General features: G+C 67.1%; 32 protein-coding genes. 1 reads left to right on the top strand and 31 read right to left on the bottom strand.

The window, feature by feature from the left end; translation table 11 throughout:
- Positions 1–36: 36 nt before the first annotated feature.
- Positions 37–948, top strand: coding sequence for a hypothetical protein (locus ACH4D3_RS16330; RefSeq protein WP_398322270.1), 912 nt, complete (start codon positions 37–39; stop codon positions 946–948).
- A 19-nt stretch (positions 949–967) separates the two neighbouring features.
- Here ACH4D3_RS16330 and truA read toward each other — a convergent pair whose 3' ends face one another.
- The 31 genes from truA to rpsJ form a co-directional block, all read right to left on the bottom strand.
- Positions 968–1,822: a tRNA pseudouridine(38-40) synthase TruA gene (gene truA / locus ACH4D3_RS16325; protein ID WP_398322267.1), complete on the bottom strand. Its 855-nt coding sequence runs from the start codon at positions 1,820–1,822 to the stop codon at positions 968–970.
- Between the two features lie 141 nt (positions 1,823–1,963).
- Positions 1,964–2,470 (bottom strand): 50S ribosomal protein L17, encoded by a 507-nt coding sequence (rplQ, locus tag ACH4D3_RS16320; protein WP_398322264.1) that lies wholly within the window; start codon positions 2,468–2,470, stop codon positions 1,964–1,966.
- A gap of 116 nt (positions 2,471–2,586) precedes the next feature.
- Positions 2,587–3,609: a DNA-directed RNA polymerase subunit alpha gene (locus ACH4D3_RS16315; protein WP_003966937.1), complete on the bottom strand. Its 1,023-nt coding sequence runs from the start codon at positions 3,607–3,609 to the stop codon at positions 2,587–2,589.
- A gap of 146 nt (positions 3,610–3,755) precedes the next feature.
- Positions 3,756–4,160 (bottom strand): 30S ribosomal protein S11, encoded by a 405-nt coding sequence (rpsK, locus tag ACH4D3_RS16310; RefSeq protein WP_003948617.1) that lies wholly within the window; start codon positions 4,158–4,160, stop codon positions 3,756–3,758.
- Between the two features lie 67 nt (positions 4,161–4,227).
- Positions 4,228–4,608: a 30S ribosomal protein S13 gene (rpsM, locus tag ACH4D3_RS16305; protein ID WP_003974244.1), complete on the bottom strand. Its 381-nt coding sequence runs from the start codon at positions 4,606–4,608 to the stop codon at positions 4,228–4,230.
- Positions 4,609–4,796: 188 nt separating this feature from the next.
- Positions 4,797–4,910 (bottom strand): 50S ribosomal protein L36, encoded by a 114-nt coding sequence (gene rpmJ, locus ACH4D3_RS16300; protein WP_003974245.1) that lies wholly within the window; start codon positions 4,908–4,910, stop codon positions 4,797–4,799.
- A 68-nt stretch (positions 4,911–4,978) separates the two neighbouring features.
- Complete coding sequence (gene infA / locus ACH4D3_RS16295; RefSeq protein WP_003948620.1) at positions 4,979–5,200, bottom strand: translation initiation factor IF-1; 222 nt, start codon at positions 5,198–5,200, stop codon at positions 4,979–4,981.
- Positions 5,201–5,341: 141 nt separating this feature from the next.
- Positions 5,342–6,178 carry a type I methionyl aminopeptidase gene (gene map / locus ACH4D3_RS16290; RefSeq protein WP_398322260.1) on the bottom strand — a complete coding sequence of 279 codons (837 nt, stop codon included), beginning with the start codon at positions 6,176–6,178 and terminating at the stop codon, positions 5,342–5,344.
- A gap of 171 nt (positions 6,179–6,349) precedes the next feature.
- A complete protein-coding gene (locus ACH4D3_RS16285; RefSeq protein ID WP_398322257.1) occupies positions 6,350–7,003 on the bottom strand; it encodes an adenylate kinase in 654 nt (217 codons plus the stop codon).
- Positions 7,003–8,316, bottom strand: a complete 1,314-nt coding sequence (secY, locus tag ACH4D3_RS16280) for a preprotein translocase subunit SecY (RefSeq protein WP_398322254.1) — start codon at positions 8,314–8,316, stop codon at positions 7,003–7,005. Before secY ends, ACH4D3_RS16285 begins: the two co-directional genes overlap by 1 nt.
- Positions 8,317–8,572: 256 nt before the next feature.
- Positions 8,573–9,028: a 50S ribosomal protein L15 gene (rplO, locus tag ACH4D3_RS16275; RefSeq protein WP_003974249.1), complete on the bottom strand. Its 456-nt coding sequence runs from the start codon at positions 9,026–9,028 to the stop codon at positions 8,573–8,575.
- A gap of 2 nt (positions 9,029–9,030) precedes the next feature.
- Entirely contained in the window at positions 9,031–9,213 is a 183-nt protein-coding gene (gene rpmD / locus ACH4D3_RS16270) for a 50S ribosomal protein L30 (RefSeq protein WP_003974250.1), read from the bottom strand.
- 2 nt (positions 9,214–9,215) lie between these two features.
- Positions 9,216–9,818, bottom strand: a complete 603-nt coding sequence (rpsE, locus tag ACH4D3_RS16265; RefSeq protein WP_031041540.1) for a 30S ribosomal protein S5 — start codon at positions 9,816–9,818, stop codon at positions 9,216–9,218.
- 64 nt (positions 9,819–9,882) lie between these two features.
- The gene (gene rplR / locus ACH4D3_RS16260; RefSeq protein WP_003974252.1) at positions 9,883–10,266 is read right to left on the bottom strand and encodes a 50S ribosomal protein L18; all 384 of its coding nucleotides are present in this window, start codon (positions 10,264–10,266) and stop codon (positions 9,883–9,885) included.
- Between the two features lie 3 nt (positions 10,267–10,269).
- Positions 10,270–10,809 (bottom strand): 50S ribosomal protein L6, encoded by a 540-nt coding sequence (rplF, locus tag ACH4D3_RS16255; protein ID WP_003974253.1) that lies wholly within the window; start codon positions 10,807–10,809, stop codon positions 10,270–10,272.
- A 24-nt stretch (positions 10,810–10,833) separates the two neighbouring features.
- Positions 10,834–11,232 (bottom strand): 30S ribosomal protein S8, encoded by a 399-nt coding sequence (gene rpsH, locus ACH4D3_RS16250; RefSeq protein ID WP_026248232.1) that lies wholly within the window; start codon positions 11,230–11,232, stop codon positions 10,834–10,836.
- 210 nt (positions 11,233–11,442) lie between these two features.
- On the bottom strand, positions 11,443–11,628 hold the full coding sequence (locus ACH4D3_RS16245) for a type Z 30S ribosomal protein S14 (protein WP_003948630.1): 186 nt from the start codon (positions 11,626–11,628) through the stop codon (positions 11,443–11,445).
- A 5-nt stretch (positions 11,629–11,633) separates the two neighbouring features.
- Positions 11,634–12,191, bottom strand: a complete 558-nt coding sequence (gene rplE, locus ACH4D3_RS16240; RefSeq protein ID WP_003974255.1) for a 50S ribosomal protein L5 — start codon at positions 12,189–12,191, stop codon at positions 11,634–11,636.
- On the bottom strand, positions 12,191–12,514 hold the full coding sequence (gene rplX / locus ACH4D3_RS16235; protein ID WP_003974256.1) for a 50S ribosomal protein L24: 324 nt from the start codon (positions 12,512–12,514) through the stop codon (positions 12,191–12,193). Before rplX ends, rplE begins: the two co-directional genes overlap by 1 nt.
- A 2-nt stretch (positions 12,515–12,516) precedes the next feature.
- A complete protein-coding gene (gene rplN, locus ACH4D3_RS16230; RefSeq protein ID WP_003974257.1) occupies positions 12,517–12,885 on the bottom strand; it encodes a 50S ribosomal protein L14 in 369 nt (122 codons plus the stop codon).
- 107 nt (positions 12,886–12,992) lie between these two features.
- Positions 12,993–13,280: a 30S ribosomal protein S17 gene (gene rpsQ / locus ACH4D3_RS16225; protein WP_003974258.1), complete on the bottom strand. Its 288-nt coding sequence runs from the start codon at positions 13,278–13,280 to the stop codon at positions 12,993–12,995.
- Complete coding sequence (rpmC, locus tag ACH4D3_RS16220) at positions 13,280–13,504, bottom strand: 50S ribosomal protein L29 (RefSeq protein ID WP_003974259.1); 225 nt, start codon at positions 13,502–13,504, stop codon at positions 13,280–13,282. The genes rpsQ and rpmC overlap by 1 nt, the downstream gene beginning before the upstream one ends.
- The gene (gene rplP, locus ACH4D3_RS16215) at positions 13,504–13,923 is read right to left on the bottom strand and encodes a 50S ribosomal protein L16 (RefSeq protein ID WP_003974260.1); all 420 of its coding nucleotides are present in this window, start codon (positions 13,921–13,923) and stop codon (positions 13,504–13,506) included. The genes rpmC and rplP overlap by 1 nt, the downstream gene beginning before the upstream one ends.
- Before the next feature lie 5 nt (positions 13,924–13,928).
- Positions 13,929–14,759: a 30S ribosomal protein S3 gene (gene rpsC / locus ACH4D3_RS16210; RefSeq protein WP_087789835.1), complete on the bottom strand. Its 831-nt coding sequence runs from the start codon at positions 14,757–14,759 to the stop codon at positions 13,929–13,931.
- Entirely contained in the window at positions 14,759–15,106 is a 348-nt protein-coding gene (rplV, locus tag ACH4D3_RS16205) for a 50S ribosomal protein L22 (RefSeq protein WP_003974262.1), read from the bottom strand. The genes rpsC and rplV overlap by 1 nt, the downstream gene beginning before the upstream one ends.
- Before the next feature lie 44 nt (positions 15,107–15,150).
- Positions 15,151–15,432 carry a 30S ribosomal protein S19 gene (gene rpsS, locus ACH4D3_RS16200; protein ID WP_003948639.1) on the bottom strand — a complete coding sequence of 94 codons (282 nt, stop codon included), beginning with the start codon at positions 15,430–15,432 and terminating at the stop codon, positions 15,151–15,153.
- A 12-nt stretch (positions 15,433–15,444) separates the two neighbouring features.
- Positions 15,445–16,281 (bottom strand): 50S ribosomal protein L2, encoded by an 837-nt coding sequence (gene rplB, locus ACH4D3_RS16195; RefSeq protein WP_030400225.1) that lies wholly within the window; start codon positions 16,279–16,281, stop codon positions 15,445–15,447.
- Positions 16,282–16,321: 40 nt separating this feature from the next.
- Positions 16,322–16,741 carry a 50S ribosomal protein L23 gene (gene rplW / locus ACH4D3_RS16190; protein ID WP_007443985.1) on the bottom strand — a complete coding sequence of 140 codons (420 nt, stop codon included), beginning with the start codon at positions 16,739–16,741 and terminating at the stop codon, positions 16,322–16,324.
- The gene (rplD, locus tag ACH4D3_RS16185; RefSeq protein WP_127894806.1) at positions 16,741–17,400 is read right to left on the bottom strand and encodes a 50S ribosomal protein L4; all 660 of its coding nucleotides are present in this window, start codon (positions 17,398–17,400) and stop codon (positions 16,741–16,743) included. The genes rplW and rplD overlap by 1 nt, the downstream gene beginning before the upstream one ends.
- Positions 17,401–17,408: 8 nt before the next feature.
- Positions 17,409–18,053, bottom strand: a complete 645-nt coding sequence (gene rplC / locus ACH4D3_RS16180) for a 50S ribosomal protein L3 (RefSeq protein ID WP_398322243.1) — start codon at positions 18,051–18,053, stop codon at positions 17,409–17,411.
- Positions 18,054–18,069: 16 nt separating this feature from the next.
- Complete coding sequence (rpsJ, locus tag ACH4D3_RS16175; RefSeq protein WP_003948644.1) at positions 18,070–18,378, bottom strand: 30S ribosomal protein S10; 309 nt, start codon at positions 18,376–18,378, stop codon at positions 18,070–18,072.
- Positions 18,379–18,413 lie beyond the last annotated feature (35 nt).

Genomic DNA, 18,413 nt, shown 5'->3' with positions numbered 1-18,413 from the left:
ACCAGCACGCCCCTCGGCCCGTCTAAGATGCGGCCCATGAGCTTTGGGCAGGGGGGACCTCAGTCGCAGTGGGATCCCTGGACACCGCAATCGCAGCAGCAGCCTCAGCAGCCGCAGTCGCAGCAGCCCTGGAACAGCGGGAACAGTGACAACACGCCGGACTGGGCTGCCCTCGCCGAGGCCTCCGAGGCCCGTGCCAAGCGGCGCCGGCTGTTCCTCATCGGCGGCGGCGCACTGGCCACCGTGGCGATAGCCAGTGCCGTCGCGGTGGCCGTGGTCTCGGCGAACGGCTCCGACCAGGCATCCGACGGCGGTTCCTCCCAGCTCCCCACGACCGCGGAGATACCCAGCGCGACGGCCACCGAGCCGTCCTTCGCCCCGACCAGCGCCCCGCCGCCGCTGGACCCGAAGGACTTCGTCTCCAGCGTCAAGAAGGACAAGGCCCCGCTCAGCCCGGACCTGCTCTTCCCCGGGACCCAGCTGACCATGGGCGAGACGGTGTACAAGAAGGGCCCGACGGCCGACACCCGCACCTGCGGCTCCGCCGTCCAGGGCACCCTGCCGAAGGTCCTCGACGCCAACAAGTGCACGCGCCTGATCCGCGTCACCTATACCAAGGGCGACACCGCCGTGACGGTCGGCGTGGCCGTCTTCGACACCGAGGCGCAGGCCGCGAAGGCCAAGAAGGACGCCGACAAGAAGAGCATCGTGCGCTCCCTGTCCGGCGGCGGCGTCAAGTCCTTCTGCACCGGAGCCGTCTGCCGCTCCACCACCAACTCCTACGGCCGTTACGCCTACTTCACGGTCGCCGGCTTCACCGGTGCCAAGGACGTCACGGAGAAGTCCACCGGCGTGTTCCGGGCCGGTGACGACCTGGCCGAGTTCACCTTCCGGCAGATCCGGCGACGCGGTGAGACCCAGGCGTCGGCGGCGGCGGAGGCGGGCTGACGGCCCACCGCCCGCCCCGTCAACAGCAGCCGGTTCCCGGCAGCGACCGCTTGTTGCGCGCCTCCCTGTTCCGGGCGGCCAGCAGCTCGTCGGCCGGGTAACCGACCTCCTCAAGGGTCAGCCCGTGCGGCCGTACGACGTGCACCGCCGAGTCCCGTACGCCCGCGGCGAGCACCTTGGCCGGCCAGTCGGGCCCGCGGTGCCCGTCGCCGACGAACAGCAGCGCCCCGATCAGCGAGCGCACCATGTTGTGGCAGAAGGCGTCGGCCCGCACGGTCGCGGTGACGATCCCGTCCTGGCCCCGCACCAGACTCAGCTCCTGCAACGTGCGGATGGTGGTCGCCCCCTCGCGCTTCTTGCAGTAGGCGGCGAAGTCGTGCTCGCCCAGCAGTCCGCGGGCGGCCTCGTTCATGGCGCCCACGTCGAGCGGCCAGTCGTGCCACAGCACGTGCCCGCGCAGCAGCGGGTCGACGCCGCCCGGGTTGTCGGTGACCCGGTAGGCGTAGCGCCGCCAGACCGCCGAGAAGCGGGCGTTGAAGCCGCTGGGCGCCTCGCGCAGCGCCCAGACCCGCACGTCCCTGGGCAGCCGCCCCGCGAGCCGCTTGAGCAGCTTCACGTGGTGCTCGGCCCACACCTCGCGCGGCAGATCGACATGGGCGACCTGTCCCCGGGCGTGCACCCCGGCGTCGGTCCGCCCGGCCACGGTCAGCTCGTACGTCTCCCGCGACCGCGTCACGGTCCGCAGCGCGTCCTCGATCTCCCCCTGCACGGTCCGCCGCCCGCCGGCCTGCTTGGCCCACCCGGAGAACTCGCTCCCGTCGTAGGAGAGATCGAGACGGACACGGACATGACCGGGCTGCACTTCATCACTCACCCAGAGATCCTCTCACCCACACGAAAGCGGGCCCGCTCCTGAAAAGAAACGGACCCGCAAACACCCTCAAGGGGCGCGGGGAACTGCGCGACAAGCCACGGCGAAACCCGCAGCCGCAGTCGCACAGCCCCCGGCAGACGCTTACGCGTCCTTGGACTCCTCGCCCGCAGCCTCGTCGTCGGCCTTGGTCGTGTCGACCTTGGCCTCGGAAACCTCGGCGGAGCCCTCCGCGTCCTTGGCCGCACGCTTGGTCGCGGCCTCGGCCTCGCCGGTGGCCTGCTGCGCCACGGTCAGCGCCTCGACCAGCTCGATGACGGCCATGGGCGCGTTGTCGCCACGGCGGTTACCGATCTTGGTGATACGGGTGTAGCCACCGGGACGGTTCTCGTAGCGCGGGCCGATCTCGGTGAAGAGCGTGTGGACGATGCTCTTGTCCGTGATCACCTGGAGCACCTGACGGCGGTTGTGAAGGTCGCCCTTCTTCGCCTTGGTGACCAGACGCTCGGCGTACGGACGCAGCTTGCGCGCCTTCGCCTCGGTGGTGGTGATCCGGCCGTGCTCGAAGAGGCTCTTCGCCAGGTTCGCGAGGAGCAGCTTCTCGTGCGCGGCACTGCCGCCCAGACGGGCACCCTTGGTGGGCTTCGGCATGGTGTTTCTCCTAGGTGTCTGCCCCGGCCGTATCAGGTACCGGGGTCAGTATCCGAGCGGGCGGTCGCCCGTCGGAGATCCGGGGGCCTGCACGAGGCCCCCGGAAGTGGTACCGATCAGTACTGCTCGGTCTCCACGAAACCGGCGTCCGCGTCGTCGTCGGCGCCGAAGGCGTCCGCGGCGGCGGTCGGGTCGAATCCGGGCGGGCTGTCCTTGAGGGCCAGGCCCATGCCGGCCAGCTTCGCCTTGACCTCGTCGATCGACTTCGCACCGAAGTTGCGGATGTCGAGCAGGTCGGCCTCGGAACGGGCCACGAGCTCACCCACGGAGTGGATGCCCTCGCGCTTGAGGCAGTTGTACGACCGAACGGTGAGCTCCAGCTCCTCGATCGGCAGCGCCAGATCGGCGGCGAGCGCGGCGTCCGTCGGGGACGGACCCATGTCGATGCCCTCGGCGTCGATGTTCAGCTCGCGGGCGAGACCGAACAGCTCGACCAGGGTCTTGCCGGCCGACGCCATGGCGTCGCGCGGACGCATGGCCTGCTTGGTCTCGACGTCGACGATCAGCTTGTCGAAGTCGGTGCGCTGCTCGACACGCGTGGCCTCGACCTTGTACGTGACCTTGAGAACCGGCGAGTAGATCGAGTCGACCGGGATGCGCCCGATCTCCTGACCGACCTGCTTGTTCTGCACGGCGGAGACGTAGCCGCGACCGCGCTCGACGGTCAGCTCCATCTCCAGCTTGCCCTTGCCGTTGAGCGTGGCGAGGACGAGGTCGGGGTTGTGCACCTCGACACCGGCCGGGGGCGCGATGTCGGCGGCGGTGACCAGACCCGGGCCCTGCTTGCGCAGGTACATCACGACCGGCTCGTCGTGCTCCGAGGAGACGACCAGCTGCTTGATGTTGAGGATCAGGTCGGTGACGTCCTCCTTGACGCCCGGCACGGTGGTGAACTCGTGCAGGACACCGTCGATGCGGATGCTGGTGACAGCAGCGCCGGGGATCGACGAGAGGAGGGTGCGGCGGAGGGAGTTGCCGAGGGTGTAGCCGAAGCCCGGCTCCAGCGGCTCGATGACGAACCGGGAGCGGAACTCGTCGACGACCTCTTCGGTCAACGAGGGACGCTGAGCGATCAGCATGTGGTGATCCTTCAGTCAGGGGCGCCCGCTATTTGACGCCCGACCAGTACTGCAAGGGTACGGGCGATACGACCCGAAAGAGCCGTACCGCCCGGAAACCCTGGTGAAGCGATGAAGCGATGAAGCGATGCCGCGGTGAAGCGGGATCAGACGCGACGGCGCTTCGGCGGACGGCACCCGTTGTGCGGGGTGGGCGTGACGTCCTGGATGGAGCCGACCTCGAGGCCGGTCGCCTGCAGGGAGCGGATGGCGGTCTCACGACCGGAACCCGGGCCCTTGACGAAGACGTCGACCTTGCGCATGCCGTGCTCCTGCGCGCGACGGGCAGCCGACTCGGCGGCCATCTGCGCGGCGAACGGCGTGGACTTCCGGGAGCCCTTGAAGCCGACGTGGCCGGCGGAGGCCCAGGAGATCACGTTGCCGGTCGGGTCCGTGATGGACACGATCGTGTTGTTGAACGTGCTCTTGATGTGCGCGTGGCCGTGAGCGACGTTCTTCTTTTCCTTGCGGCGCACCTTCTTGGCAGCGCCCTGACGTCCCTTGGGGGGCATGTCGTTCTCCTACGGGAGGTGGTCGGTCCTACAGCGAAGACCGCTGGACGGCGAAGTCCGCTGCGGACTACTTCTTGCCCGGCTTCTTCTTGCCGGCGATGGCGCGACGCGGGCCCTTGCGGGTGCGGGCGTTGGTGCTGGTGCGCTGACCGCGGACGGGCAGACCGCGACGGTGGCGCAGACCCTGGTAGGTGCCGATCTCGACCTTGCGGCGGATGTCGGCCTGCACCTCGCGACGGAGGTCACCCTCGGTCTTGATGTTGTTGTCGACGTACTCGCGGATCGCGACGAGCTGCTCCTCGGAGAGGTCCCGAACACGGGTGTTCGGGTCCACGCCGGTGGCGGCGAGCGTCTGCTGCGAGAGGGTCCGGCCGATGCCGAACACGTAGGTGAGGGCGATCTCGACGCGCTTTTCGCGCGGGATGTCAACACCGGAAACGCGTGCCATTCAATGGCTCCAGTTGATTGTCGGAGGTCTTCCACAGAACCGGTCCCCGGCCGCCGTATGAGGTACGTATCGGGTCCCCGGCCTCCGAACCGGGGGTGTCGGACGCCTGGGCGCCCGGGTCCTGCGTATGAACATGTTCAGCTCGCGTCGCGCGAAGTCATGCGAATCGCGGAGGGAACGGTCAGGCTTCAGCCCTGGCGCTGCTTGTGGCGCGGGTTGTCGCAGATGACCATGACCCGACCGTGACGGCGGATCACCCTGCACTTGTCGCAGATCTTCTTGACGCTCGGCTTGACCTTCATGGGTGTGAGGTTCTCCGGGTCAGTTGCCGGCGGACCCGCGCGCGGAACACGCGGGACGTGGGCAAGATCTACTTGTACCGGTAGACGATCCGGCCACGCGTCAGGTCGTACGGAGACAGCTCCACCACGACCCGGTCGTCAGGGAGGATGCGGATGTAGTGCATACGCATCTTGCCGCTGATGTGTGCCAGGACCTGGTGGCCGTTCTGGAGCTCGACCTTGAACATGGCGTTCGGAAGAGACTCGACGACAGTGCCCTCGATCTCGATGGCACCTTGCTTCTTGGCCACGCTTCGCCCTTCGAATCGACTACCTTGATCGACTCGTCCTGCAACCCTCAAGACATGGGGGTGCACGGGAGCCGACGAGTCAGTCTACGTCAGCGGACCCGGAAAGGCGAAACGAGGAAGTCTGCCCCGGATGCGAGATCGTTATGCAAGGGGGTCGGGAGCAGCCGTGACTCCCAGCTCCGCCAGCTTGGCCCTGCCGCCGTCGGGGGACGTCAGGACCAGCGGGCCCTGGTCCGTGAGGGCGATCGAGTGCTCCCAGTGGGAGGACCAGGTGCCGTCCGTGGTGATGACCGTCCACTCGTCGGAGAGGACCTCGGTGCGGGGGGTGCCGAGGGAGACCATCGGCTCGATGGCGAGGCAGAAGCCGGGGACGAGCTTCGGGCCCTTGCCGCGGCGGCGGTCGACGTAGTTCAGCAGGTGCGGGTCCATGTGCATCTCGGTGCCGATGCCGTGGCCGCCGTAGTCCTCGATGATCCCGTACTTGCCGCCGCCGGGCTTGGGCTGGCGGCGGATGTAGGTCTCGATGGCGCGGGAGACGTCCACCAGGCGGTTGCCCTGCTTCATGGCGGCGATGCCCGCCCACATCGACTCCTCGGTCACCCGGGACAGCTCGACCAGCTCCGGGGAGTGACCGGAGCCGACGAAGGCCGTGTAGGCGGCGTCGCCGTGCCAGCCGTCGATGATCGCGCCGCAGTCGATGGAGATGACGTCGCCGTCCTTGAGCACCACGTCGTCGGACGGGATGCCGTGGACGACGACCTCGTTCACCGAGGTGCAGATGGTGGCGGGGAAGCCGCCGTACCCGAGGAAGTTCGGCTTCGCGTCGTGCTCCGCGAGGACCTTGCGGGCGACCTGGTCCAGGTCCTTGGTCGTCGCGCCGGGCACGGCGGCCTCGCGCGTGGCCGCGTGGATGGCGGCGACGACCAGCCCCGCCTCGCGCATCTTGGCGATCTGCTCGGGGTTCTTGATCTGCACCATGGGGGCTGCGGCCTTTCTGGACTGGACCGGAGAAGGGGAGGGCGGGGAGGGGAGAGAGGGAGGGCAGGGCGGACGGGGACGCGGTTCCACGATACGGGGCGCGGCCGTCCCGCCGCACAGCACAGCCGCGGCCCCCTGAGCGAGGAACCGCGGCTGCAGCCGGGCGGAGTACTACTGGTCGCGCTTGAGCGCCTCCAGCGCACGGCGGGTGACCTCGTCCACGGGTCCCGTCGCGGCGATGGTGGCGACCAGGCCCTGCGACTTGTAGTAGTCGATGATCGGCTCGGTCTGCGTGTGGTAGACCTCGAGCCGCTTGCGGACCGTCTCCTCGGAGTCGTCGTCCCGCTGGTACAGCTCGCCGCCGCAGACGTCGCAGACGCCTACCTTCTTCGGCGGGGTGTACGTCACGTGGAAGACGTGGGCCGAGTCGTTGCGGCAGACGCGCCGGCCGGCGATCCGCTTGACGACCTCGTCCTCCGGGGCCTCCAGGTCCAGCACCGCGTCGAGCTTCATGTCCTCGGTCTCGAGCAGCTCGTCCAGCGCCTCGGCCTGGGAGACGTTGCGCGGGAAGCCGTCCAGCAGGAAGCCGCCCTCGGCGTCGGGCTGCTCCATGCGGTCCTTCGCCATGGCGATGGTGACCTCGTCCGGCACGAGATTGCCGGCGTCCATGTAGGACTTCGCGAGCTTGCCCAGTTCGGTCTGCTGGCTGATGTTCGCGCGGAACAGGTCGCCCGTGGAGATGTGCGGAATGTGCAGCGTCTCGGCAAGGCGGGTGGCCTGCGTTCCCTTTCCGGCACCCGGAGGCCCGACGAGGACGATTCGCATCAGCGGAGGAACCCTTCGTAATTGCGCTGCTGGAGCTGGCTCTCGATCTGCTTCACCGTCTCGAGACCGACACCCACGATGATCAGGATGCTGGTGCCGCCGAACGGGAAGTTCTGGTTTGCCCCGAAACCAGCCAACGCCATTGTCGGGACGAGAGCGATCAGACCCAAGTACAGCGAACCCGGCCAGGTGATCCGGTTGAGTACGTAGCTCAGATACTCAGCGGTCGGTCGGCCAGCCCGGATGCCCGGGATGAAGCCACCATACTTCTTCATGTTGTCCGCGACTTCCTCGGGGTTGAACGAGATGGCCACGTAGAAGAAGGCGAAGAACACGATCAGGAAGAAGTACAGGATGATGTGCGGCGTCGCCGCGGTGTCCGCGAGGTTCTTCGTGATCCAGGTGGCCCAGCCCGCCGTCGAGTTCGAGAACTGGACGATCAGTGCCGGGATGTAGAGCAGCGACGAGGCGAAGATGACGGGGATGACACCCGCCTGGTTCACCTTGAGCGGGATGTACGTCGAGGTGCCGCCGTAGGAGCGGCGGCCGATCATGCGCTTCGCGTACTGCACGGGGATGCGGCGCTGGGCCTGCTCCACGAAGACCACCAGGCCGACCATGACCAGGCCGACGAGGATGACCGTGCCGAACTCGATCCAGCCGTCCGCCAGCTCGCCCTGCTTCTTGATGGCCCACAGGGCGGACGGGAAGGTCGCGGCGATCGAGATGAACATCAGGATCGACATGCCGTTGCCGATGCCGCGGTCGGTGATCAGCTCGCCGAGCCACATGACGACGGCCGTACCGGCGGTCATGGTGATGACCATGACGACGGTGGTGAAGATCGCCTGGTCGGGCACGATCTGACCGGCGACGGTGCAGCCGGAGAAGAGGGCGCCGCTGCGGGCGGTGGCCACCAGGCCGGTGCCCTGCAGGATGGCGAGCGCGACGGTCAGGTAACGGGTGTACTGCGTGATCTTCGCCGTACCGGCCTGGCCCTCCTTCTTGAGGGCTTCCAGGCGCGGGATCACGACGGTCAGCAGCTGCAGAATGATGCTCGCCGTGATGTACGGCATGATGCCGAGCGCGAAGACCGTGATCTGCAGCAGGGCGCCACCGCTGAACATGTTGACCAGGCCGAAGAGCCCCTGGTTGCCGGACGCCTGGTCCACGCACTCCTGGACGTTCTTGTAGTCGACGCCTGGAATGGGAATGTGGGTACCGAGTCGGTACACCACGATGATGCCGAGCGTGAAGAGCAGCTTCTTGCGCAGGTCGGGCGTCTTGAACGCCCGGGCGAACGCGGTGAGCACGGTGCCTCCTGCGACCCCCGCGCTACTGCGTCAAGGGTGACGGTCTTGAGGTTCGACTGACGACTGATAAGTGGACGGCTAAGGGAGTAACGCTGAACCGCCGTCAAGAGTGCCTCATGTGACGCACCCGTGAAAGAGGGCAGCGCAGGCCACCTTACCGGCGGGAGCACTCCCCTTGGAACGACCAACCGGGGATACCCCATTTGTGGGGCATCCCCGGTCGGGATCGCTCATGTCATCGACACGTCCGAGTGGTTCAGACGAGCTCGGTGACGGTACCGCCGGCGGCGGTGATCTTCTCCTTGGCGGAGCCGGAGACGGCGTCGACCGTCACCTGCAGCGCCACGGAGATCTCGCCCTGGCCGAGGACCTTGACGAGGCTGTTCTTGCGAACGGCACCCTTGGCCACCAGGCCCTCGACGGTGACCTCGCCACCCTCGGGGTACAGCGCGGCCAGCTTGTCGAGGTTCACGACCTGGAACTCGGTCTTGAACGGGTTCTTGAAGCCCTTCAGCTTCGGAAGGCGCATGTGGAGGGGCATCTGGCCACCCTCGAAGCGCTCCGGAACCTGGTAACGGGCCTTCGTACCCTTCGTACCACGACCGGCCGTCTTACCCTTCGACGCCTCACCACGACCGACACGGGTCTTGGCGGTCTTGGCGCCCGGGGCGGGACGGAGGTTGTGGATCTTGAGCGGGTTGTTCTCCGCCATGATCAGTCGACCTCCTCGACCGTCACGAGGTGGCGGACGGTGTGCACCATGCCGCGGAACTCGGGGCGGTCCTCCTTGACGACCTGCGTGTTGATGCCCTTGAGACCAAGGGAGCGCAGGGTGTCACGGTGGTTCTGCTTGCTGCCGATGTAGGACTTGACCTGCGTAATCTTGAGCTGCGCCATGATTACGCACCCGCCCCGGCACGTGCACGGAGAAGAGCCGCGGGAGCGACGTCCTCGAGCGGCAGACCACGGCGGGCCGCGATCTCCTCGGGACGCTGCAGGCCCTTGAGGGCCTCCACGGTCGCGTGCACGATGTTGATCTGGTTGTCGGAGCCGAGCGACTTCGACAGCACGTCGTGGATACCGGCGCACTCGAGCACGGCGCGCACCGGACCACCGGCGATAACGCCGGTACCGGGGGACGCGGGCTTGAGCAGCACGACGCCGGCAGCCTTCTCACCCTGGATGGGGTGCGGGATGGTGCCCTGGATGCGGGGGACCTTGAAGAAGTGCTTCTTGGCCTCCTCAACACCCTTGGCGATGGCGGCCGGCACCTCCTTGGCCTTGCCGTATCCGACACCCACGGTGCCGTCACCGTCGCCCACCACGACCAGCGCGGTGAAGCTGAAGCGACGACCACCCTTTACAACCTTGGCGACGCGGTTGATCGCGACAACGCGCTCAACGTACGCGGTCTTCTCGGCGGCAGCGCCACCGTCGCGACCCTTCCGGTCCCGCCGCTCGCCGCCACCGGCACCGCCACCGCGGCGCTGGGGTCCAGCCATTGGAATTACCTCTCTTCGTTTCCGTAGCTACGCAGCGACATCAGTCGCTGCCGCGACGGGCGGCTCAGAACTTCAGCCCGGCTTCGCGGGCGGCGTCCGCCAGGGCGGCGATGCGCCCGGCGTACTGGTTGCCACCACGGTCGAACACGACGGCCTCGACACCGGCGGCCTTGGCGCGCTCGGCGACCAGGGCGCCGACCTGCTTGGCCTGCGCGGACTTGTCGGCCTCGCCACCGCGGATCGAGGTGTCCAGGGTGGACGCCGACGCCAGGGTGTGACCCTTGATGTCGTCGATCACCTGGGCCACGATGTGGCGGTTCGAACGGGTAACGACCAGACGGGGACGCTCCGCCGTACCCGAGAGATTCTTGCGAATCCGGATGTGGCGGCGCTTGATCGCGGCGCGCTTGTAGGCGTCGCCCTTGAGGATCTTCTGTCCGTATGCCATGGCTTACTTACCCGCCTTTCCGACCTTGCGGCGGATGACTTCGCCCTCGTACTTGACGCCCTTGGCCTTGTACGGGTCGGGCTTGCGCAGCTTGCGGATGTTGGCCGCAACCTCGCCGACCTTCTGCTTGTCGATGCCCTCGACCGAGAAGTGGGTCGGGTTCTCCACCTTGAAGGTGATGCCCTCGGGGGCCTCGACCAGGATCGGGTGGCTGTAGCCGAGGGAGAACTCCAGGTTCGAACCCTTGGCGAGCACGCGGTAACCGACACCGCTGATCTCGAGCTTCTTCACGTAACCCTGGGTCACGCCGGTGATCATGTTCGCCACCAGCGTGCGGGACAGGCCGTGCAGGGCCTTGCTCTGACGCTCGTCGTTGGGGCGGGTGACGTTCAGCACGCCGTCCTCACCCTTGGCGATGTCGATCGGCGCCACGACGGTGTGGGTCAGCGAGCCCTTGGGGCCCTTGACCGAGACCGTACGGCCGTCGATGGTGACGTCCACGCCGGCGGGAACCGCGATGGGGAGCTTGCCGATGCGCGACATAGCTGTTTCCTCCGTTCCCTTCCGTTACCAGACGTAGGCGAGGACTTCTCCGCCTACGCCCTTCTTGCCGGCCTGCTTGTCGGTGAGGAGCCCGTGGGACGTGGAGATGATCGCCACGCCGAGGCCACCCAGCACCTTGGGCAGGTTGGTGGACTTCGCGTACACCCGGAGACCGGGCTTGGAGATCCGCTTGATGCCCGCGATGGAGCGCTCACGGTTCGGGCCGAACTTCAGCTCGAGGACGAGGTTCTTGCCGACCTCGGCGTCCTCGGTCTTCCAGCCGGTGATGAAGCCCTCCTGCTGGAGGATCTCCGCGATGTGAGACTTGATCTTGGACGCCGGCATCGTCACGGAGTCGTGGTACGCCGAGTTCGCGTTCCGCAGACGCGTAAGCATGTCTGCGATCGGATCAGTCATGGTCATAAATTGGCCTTCGGCCTCTCTCGCCGTGGTTTCCTGGTGCGCCATCCCTCTCCCCGATCCGAGACGGGACGGGTGCGGCGCGGTGGACCTACGGCGTAGTAAGTCGTTTGGGGCGACAGACGCCCAACCCCACAAGCCTAAGGCATGCGGAGCCGGGCCCCTGCCCACCCAGTTGCTTACCGAGAGTCTGAATAACCCGGAATTACCGGATTACCAGGAGCTCTTGGTCACGCCCGGCAGCTCGCCACGGTGAGCCATCTCACGAAGGCACACGCGGCACAGGCCGAACTTGCGGTAGACGGAGTGCGGACGGCCGCAGCGCTGGCAGCGCGTGTAGCCGCGGACACCGAACTTGGGCTTGCGAGCAGCCTTGGCAATCAGAGCCTTCTTCGCCATCTCGCTCACGCCTCCTTGAAGGGGAAGCCGAGGTGACGGAGGAGCGCGCGGCCCTCAGCGTCGTTGGTCGCCGTGGTCACCACGGTGATGTCCATACCCCGGGTGCGGTCGATCTTGTCCTGGTCGATCTCGTGGAACATGACCTGCTCCGTGAGACCGAAGGTGTAGTTGCCACGGCCGTCGAACTGCTTGGGGGACAGACCGCGGAAGTCGCGGATGCGCGGCAGCGCGAGCGACAGGGTGCGGTCCAGGAACTCCCACATGCGGTCGCCACGGAGCGTGACGTGGGCACCGATCGGCTGACCCTCACGCAGCTTGAACTGCGCGATGGACTTGCGGGCCTTGGTGACGGCCGGCTTCTGACCGGTGATGGTGGTCAGGTCGCGGATCGCGCCCTCGATCAGCTTCGAGTCACGGGCGGCGTCGCCGACACCCATGTTGACCACGATCTTCACGAGGCCGGGGATCTGCATGACGTTCTCGTAGGAGAACTCCTCACGCAGCTTGCCCGCGATCTCCTCGCGGTACTTCGTCTTGAGACGCGGAGTGGTGGTGGTAGCCATCAGATGTCCTCACCCGTCCGCTTGGCAACGCGAACCTTGTTGCCCTCGTCGTCGAAGCGGTAACCGACGCGCGTGACGACCTTGTTGCCGTCCTTCTCCACGACCAGCTGGACGTTGGAGACGTGGATCGGGGCCTCGGTGGTCACGATGCCGCCGGCCTGCGAACCGCGAGCGGTCGGACCGGCCTTGGTGTGCTTCTTGACCCGGTTGACACCCTCGACCAGGACGCGGTCCTCGCGGGGGAAGGCCGCGATGACCTTGCCCTGCTTGCCCTTGTCCTTACCGGTGATGACCTGGACCAGGTCGCCCTTCTTGATCTTCATGCTCACAGCACCTCCGGCGCGAGGGAGATGATCTTCATGAACTTCTTCTCGCGCAGCTCACGGCCCACCGGGCCGAAGATACGGGTGCCGCGAGGGTCGCCGTCGTTCTTCAGAATGACGGCGGCGTTCTCGTCGAAGCGGATGTACGAGCCGTCGGGACGGCGGCGCTCCTTGACGGTGCGAACGATGACCGCCTTGACGACGTCACCCTTCTTCACGTTGCCACCGGGGATCGCGTCCTTGACGGTGGCGACGATGACGTCACCGATACCCGCGTAGCGGCGGCCCGAGCCACCGAGCACACGGATGGTCAGGATTTCCTTCGCACCCGTGTTGTCGGCGACACGCAGCCGCGACTCCTGCTGGATCACGTCTATCTCCTGAATGTCTGCCGGTTCCCCGGGAGTCGGTCACCTGGGTGAACGACTCCCGGAGCCTGGCGGAACTGTCCTGCGAGGAATGCCCCGCAGGAGATTTCTTACTTGGCCTTCTCGAGGACCTCGACGACGCGCCAGCGCTTCGTCGCGGACAGCGGCCGGGTCTCCATGAGGAGGACACGGTCGCCGACGCCCGCGGCGTTCTGCTCGTCGTGAGCCTTGAGCTTCTCGGTACGGCGGATGACCTTGCCGTACAGGGCGTGGGTCACGCGGTCCTCGACGGCGACGACGACGGTCTTGTCCATCTTGTCGCTGACGACCAGACCCTGGCGGGTCTTGCGGAAGCCGCGCGCGGCCTTCGTCTCTTCAGTCACGTTGCTCTCGCTCATCAGGCGCTCTCCACCGTCTCGATGCCCAGCTCGCGCTCACGCATCAGGGTGTAGATCCGGGCGATGTCCTTACGGACGGCCTTGAGCCGACCGTGGTTCTCGAGCTGGCCCGTCGCCGCCTGGAAGCGGAGGTTGAACAGCTCTTCCTTGGCCTCGCGGAGCTTCGCCAGAAGCTCCTCGTTGCCCAGCTCGCGCAGCTCGGACGCCTTGGTACCGGCCGACATCACGCTTCACCTGCCTCGCGCTTGACGATCCGGCACTTCATCGGCAGCTTGTGGGCCGCGCGGGTCAGCGCCTCACGGGCGATCTTCTCGTTGGGGTAGGACAGCTCGAACATGACCCGGCCCGGGTGCACGTTCGCGATCCACCACTCCGGAGAACCCTTACCGGAACCCATGCGGGTCTCGGCCGGCTTCTTCGTGAGCGGGCGGTCCGGGTAGATGTTGATCCAGACCTTGCCGCCACGCTTGATGTGGCGGGTCATCGCGATACGGGCCGCCTCGATCTGGCGGTTGGTCACGTACGCCGGCGTGAGGGCCTGGATGCCGTACTCGCCGAACGCAACCTGCGTACCGCCCTTGGCCATACCGCGGCGCTTCGGGTGGTGCTGCTTGCGGTGCTTGACCCTGCGGGGGATCAGCATGACGGTCAGGCCTCCGTTCCGGTGCTCTCGGCCGGAGCGGCAGCGGCGGGCGCCTCGGCCTTGGGGGCCTCGGCGGCCGGAGCCGACTGCTGCTGCGGCTTGCGCCCACGACGCTCGCCACCGCGGCCACCACGGGCCGGGCGGTCGGCGCCGCCACGGGCCGGACGGTTGCCGGCACGGGCGGCGGCGTTCTCGGCGCGGACCTCGGCGATGTTCTTGACGTCGCCCTTGTAGATCCAGACCTTCACACCGATGCGGCCGAAGGTCGTCTTGGCCTCGAAGAAGCCGTAGTCCACGTTCGCGCGGAGCGTGTGCAGGGGCACACGGCCCTCGCGGTAGAACTCCGAGCGGGACATCTCGGCGCCGCCGAGGCGGCCACCGCACTGGATCTTGATGCCCTTGGCGCCGGCCTTCATCGTGCCCTGCATGCTCTTGCGCATGGCACGGCGGAAGGAGACGCGGGAGGACAGCTGCTCGGCGACGGCCTGGGCGACCAGCTGAGCGTCGGTCTCGGGGTTCTTGACCTCGAGGATGTTCAGCTGGACCTGCTTGCCGGTCAGCTTCTCCAGCTTGCCGCGGATCTTGTCGGCCTCCGCACCGCGGCGGCCGATGACGATGCCCGGACGAGCCGTGTGGATGTCCACGCGGACGCGGTCACGGGTGCGCTCGATCTCGACCTTGGAGATGCCGGCGCGCTCCATGCCGGACGTCAGCATCCGACGGATGGCGACGTCTTCCTTGACGTAGTCCTTGTACAGCTTGTCGGCGTACCAACGCGACTTGAAGTCGGTCGTGACACCGAGCCGGAACCCGTGCGGGTTTACCTTCTGGCCCATTACCGGGTTCCTTCCTTGCTGCTGACGACCACGGTGATGTGGCTGGTCCGCTTGCGGATCCGGTAGGCGCGGCCCTGGGCACGCGGACGGAACCGCTTCAGGGTCGGGCCCTCGTCGACGTACGCCTCGGAAATGAAGAGGCTGTCGGCGTCGGTGTGGTCGTAGTTGTGCGCGGCGTTGGCGATGGCGCTGTCCAGCACCTTGCCGACCGGCACGCTCGCGGCCTGCGGGGCGAAACGCAGGACCGCCTGAGCCTCCGTGGCATCCATGCCACGGATGAGGTCCACCACGCGGCGGGCCTTCATGGGCGTGACGCGGATGTACCGCGCCTGGGCCCTGGCTTCCATGGTTGTCCCTTCAGTGTTTGTCATGATCATTCACACCCCGCTGACTAGCGGCGCTTCGACTTCCGGTCGTCCTTGACGTGACCCCGGAAGGTGCGCGTCGGCGAGAACTCGCCGAGCTTGTGGCCGACCATGGACTCGGTGACAAACACCGGGATGTGGGTCTTGCCGTTGTGCACCGCGATCGTGTGGCCGAGCATCGCCGGGACGATCATCGAGCGACGGGACCAGGTCTTGATGACGTTCTTGGTACCGGCTTCGTTCTGGACGTCCACCTTCTTGATCAGGTGGTCGTCGACGAAGGGTCCCTTCTTCAAGCTACGAGGCATCTCAACCCGTCCTTAGCGCTTCTTGTTCGTCTTGCGGCGGCGGACGATGTACTTGTTCGACGCCTTCTTGGGCGAACGAGTACGGCCTTCCTTCTTGCCCCAGGGGGACACCGGGTGGCGACCACCCGAGGTACGGCCTTCGCCACCACCGTGCGGGTGGTCCACCGGGTTCATGACCACACCACGCACGGTCGGGCGAACGCCCAGCCAGCGCTTACGGCCCGCCTTGCCCCAGTTGATGTTGCTCTGCTCGGCGTTGCCGACCTCGCCGACCGTGGCGCGGCAGCGCTGGTCGACCAGGCGGATCTCTCCGGACGGCATGCGCAGGTGGGCCATCGAGCCCTCCTTCGCGAGCAGCTGCACGGAGGCACCGGCGGAGCGGGCGAACTTGGCGCCGCCACCGGGACGGAGCTCGATCGCGTGGATCGTGGTACCGACCGGGATGTTGCGGAGGGCCAGGTTGTTGCCCGGCTTGATGTCGGCCCCGGGACCGTTCTCGACGCGGTCGCCCTGCTGCAGGTTGCGCGGGGCGAGGATGTAGCGCTTCTCGCCGTCGGCGTAGTGCAGCAGCGCGATGCGCGCGGTGCGGTTGGGGTCGTACTCGATGTGCGCGACCTTCGCCGGCACGCCGTCCTTGTCGTGCCGACGGAAGTCGATGACACGGTAGGCGCGCTTGTGTCCGCCACCCTGGTGGCGAACGGTCACACGACCGGCGTTGTTACGGCCGCCCTTGCTGTGCAGCGGGCGGACCAGCGACTTCTCCGGCGTGGACCGCGTGACCTCGACGAAGTCGGCGACGCTGGAGCCACGACGGCCCGGCGTAGTCGGCTTGTACTTGCGGATTCCCATTTCTCAGTCCTCGTCCGATTCCGGACGATCCGGACCTCCGTCAGGAGGTCGGACCGCCGAAGATGTCGATACGGTCGCCCTCGGCGAGGGTCACGATCGCGCGCTTGCTGTCGGCACGCTTGCCGAAGCCCGTGCGGGTCCGCTTCCGCTTGCCCTGGCGGTTGATCGTGTTGACCCCGGTGACCTTGACCGAGAAGACCGCCTGGACGGCCTCCTTGATCTGGGTCTTGTTGGAGCCCGGCGCGACGATGAACGTGTACTTGTTCTCGTCGAGGAGCGCGTAGCTCTTCTCGGACACGACCGGCTTCAGCAGCACGTCACGGGGGTCCGTGAACGCCTTGCTGGCCGGGGTGACGACGGTGTTCTTGCCCTCGGCCTCGTGGCGGCGCGCCTTGGCGACGCGCGCGGCCTTGGCGGCCTTGGCCGCCTTGGAGGCGATGCTCGGGTGACGCGTAGCCATCAGGCTTCGCTCCCTTCGGTGTCAGCGGCCTTGTTGGGGCCAGACACGAAGGACTCGAAAGCGGCCTGGGTGAAGACCACGTCGTCCGAGACGAGAACGTCGTACGTGTTCAGCTGGCCCGGCTCCAGGATGTGGATCTGGGGCAGGTTGCGGGCGGACAGCCACGCGGCCTCGTCGGCGCGGTCGACGACCAGGAGCAGGTTCTTGCGCTCCGAGATCTTGCCGAACAGCGTCCGGGCGGCCTTCGTGGACGGGGTCTCGCCCTCGATGACGCCGGTGACGACGTGGATGCGGTCGTGGCGGGCCCGGTCGGTGAGGGCGTGGCGCAGGGCCGCGGCCTTCATCTTCTTCGGGGTCCGCTGCGAGTAGTCACGCGGCTGCGGGCCGTGGACGACGCCACCGCCGGCGAACTGCGGCGCACGGGTCGAACCCTGGCGGGCGCGGCCGGTGCCCTTCTGGCGGTACGGCTTCTTGCCGCCACCACGGACCTCGCCGCGACGCTTGGTCTTGTGCGTGCCCTGGCGGGCAGCGGCGTTCTGCGCGACGACGACCTGGTGGATCAGCGGAATGCTGATCTTCTCCACGCCGAAGATCTCCGCGGGGAGCTCGACGCTTCCGGTCTTCTCGCCGGCAGGCGAAAGGATGTCAACAGTGCTCATCGGTTACCTCAGGCCCCCTTGGCCGCAGTGCGGACCAGGACGAGGCCGCCGTTCGGACCGGGAACCGCGCCCTTGATGAGCAGCAGACCCTTCTCCGCGTCAACGGCGTGGACGGTCAGGTTCTGGGTGGTGACCCGCTCGTTGCCCATGCGGCCGGCCATGCGGAGGCCCTTGAACACGCGGCCCGGGGTGGCGCAGCCACCGATGGAACCGGGCGAGCGGTGCTTGCGCTGGGTGCCGTGTCCGGCGCCGAGGCCCTTGAAGTTGTGACGCTTCATGACACCGGCGAAGCCCTTGCCCTTGCTCTTGCCGGTGACGTCGACCTTCACGCCGGACTCGAAGACCTCGGCGCTGACTTCCTGACCGAGGGTGTACTCGGAGGCGTCGGCCGTGCGGATCTCGACGAGGTGGCGGCGGGGGGTGACGTCGGCCTTGGCGAAGTGGCCCTTGAGGGGCTTGTTCACCTTGCGCGGGTCGATCTCGCCGAACGCGATCTGGACGGACTCGTAGCCGTCGACGTCGTTCGTGCGGACCTGGGTGACGACATTGGGGCCGGCCTTGACGACGGTGACCGGAACAACACGGTTGTTCTCGTCCCACACCTGCGTCATGCCGAGCTTCTCGCCCAGGATGCCCTTGATCTGCTTCGTCATCTTCAGATCACCGGCCTCAGAGCTTGATCTCGATGTCGACACCGGCCGGGAGGTCGAGTCGCATCAGAGAGTCAACGGTCTTGGGGGTCGGGTCGAGGATGTCGATCAGGCGCTTGTGCGTGCGCATCTCGAAGTGCTCGCGCGAGTCCTTGTACTTGTGCGGCGACTTGATGACGCAGTACACGTTCTTCTCAGTGGGCAGCGGCACCGGGCCCGCGACCGACGCACCAGTGCGGGTCACCGTCTCGACGATCTTCTTCGCCGAGGAGTCGATGACCTCGTGGTCGTAGGCCTTGAGCCGGATGCGGATCTTCTGTCCCGCCATGGCTACTCAGTAGTCCTGTCTCTCGTAACGCTCTG

Source organism: Streptomyces sp. NPDC018026, from assembly GCF_044327745.1.
Classification (GTDB): Bacteria; Actinomycetota; Actinomycetes; order Streptomycetales; family Streptomycetaceae; genus Streptomyces; species Streptomyces rubrogriseus.
The sequence above is the reverse complement of the archived record's forward strand: the minus strand, read 5'-3'. Positions and strand labels throughout refer to the sequence as shown.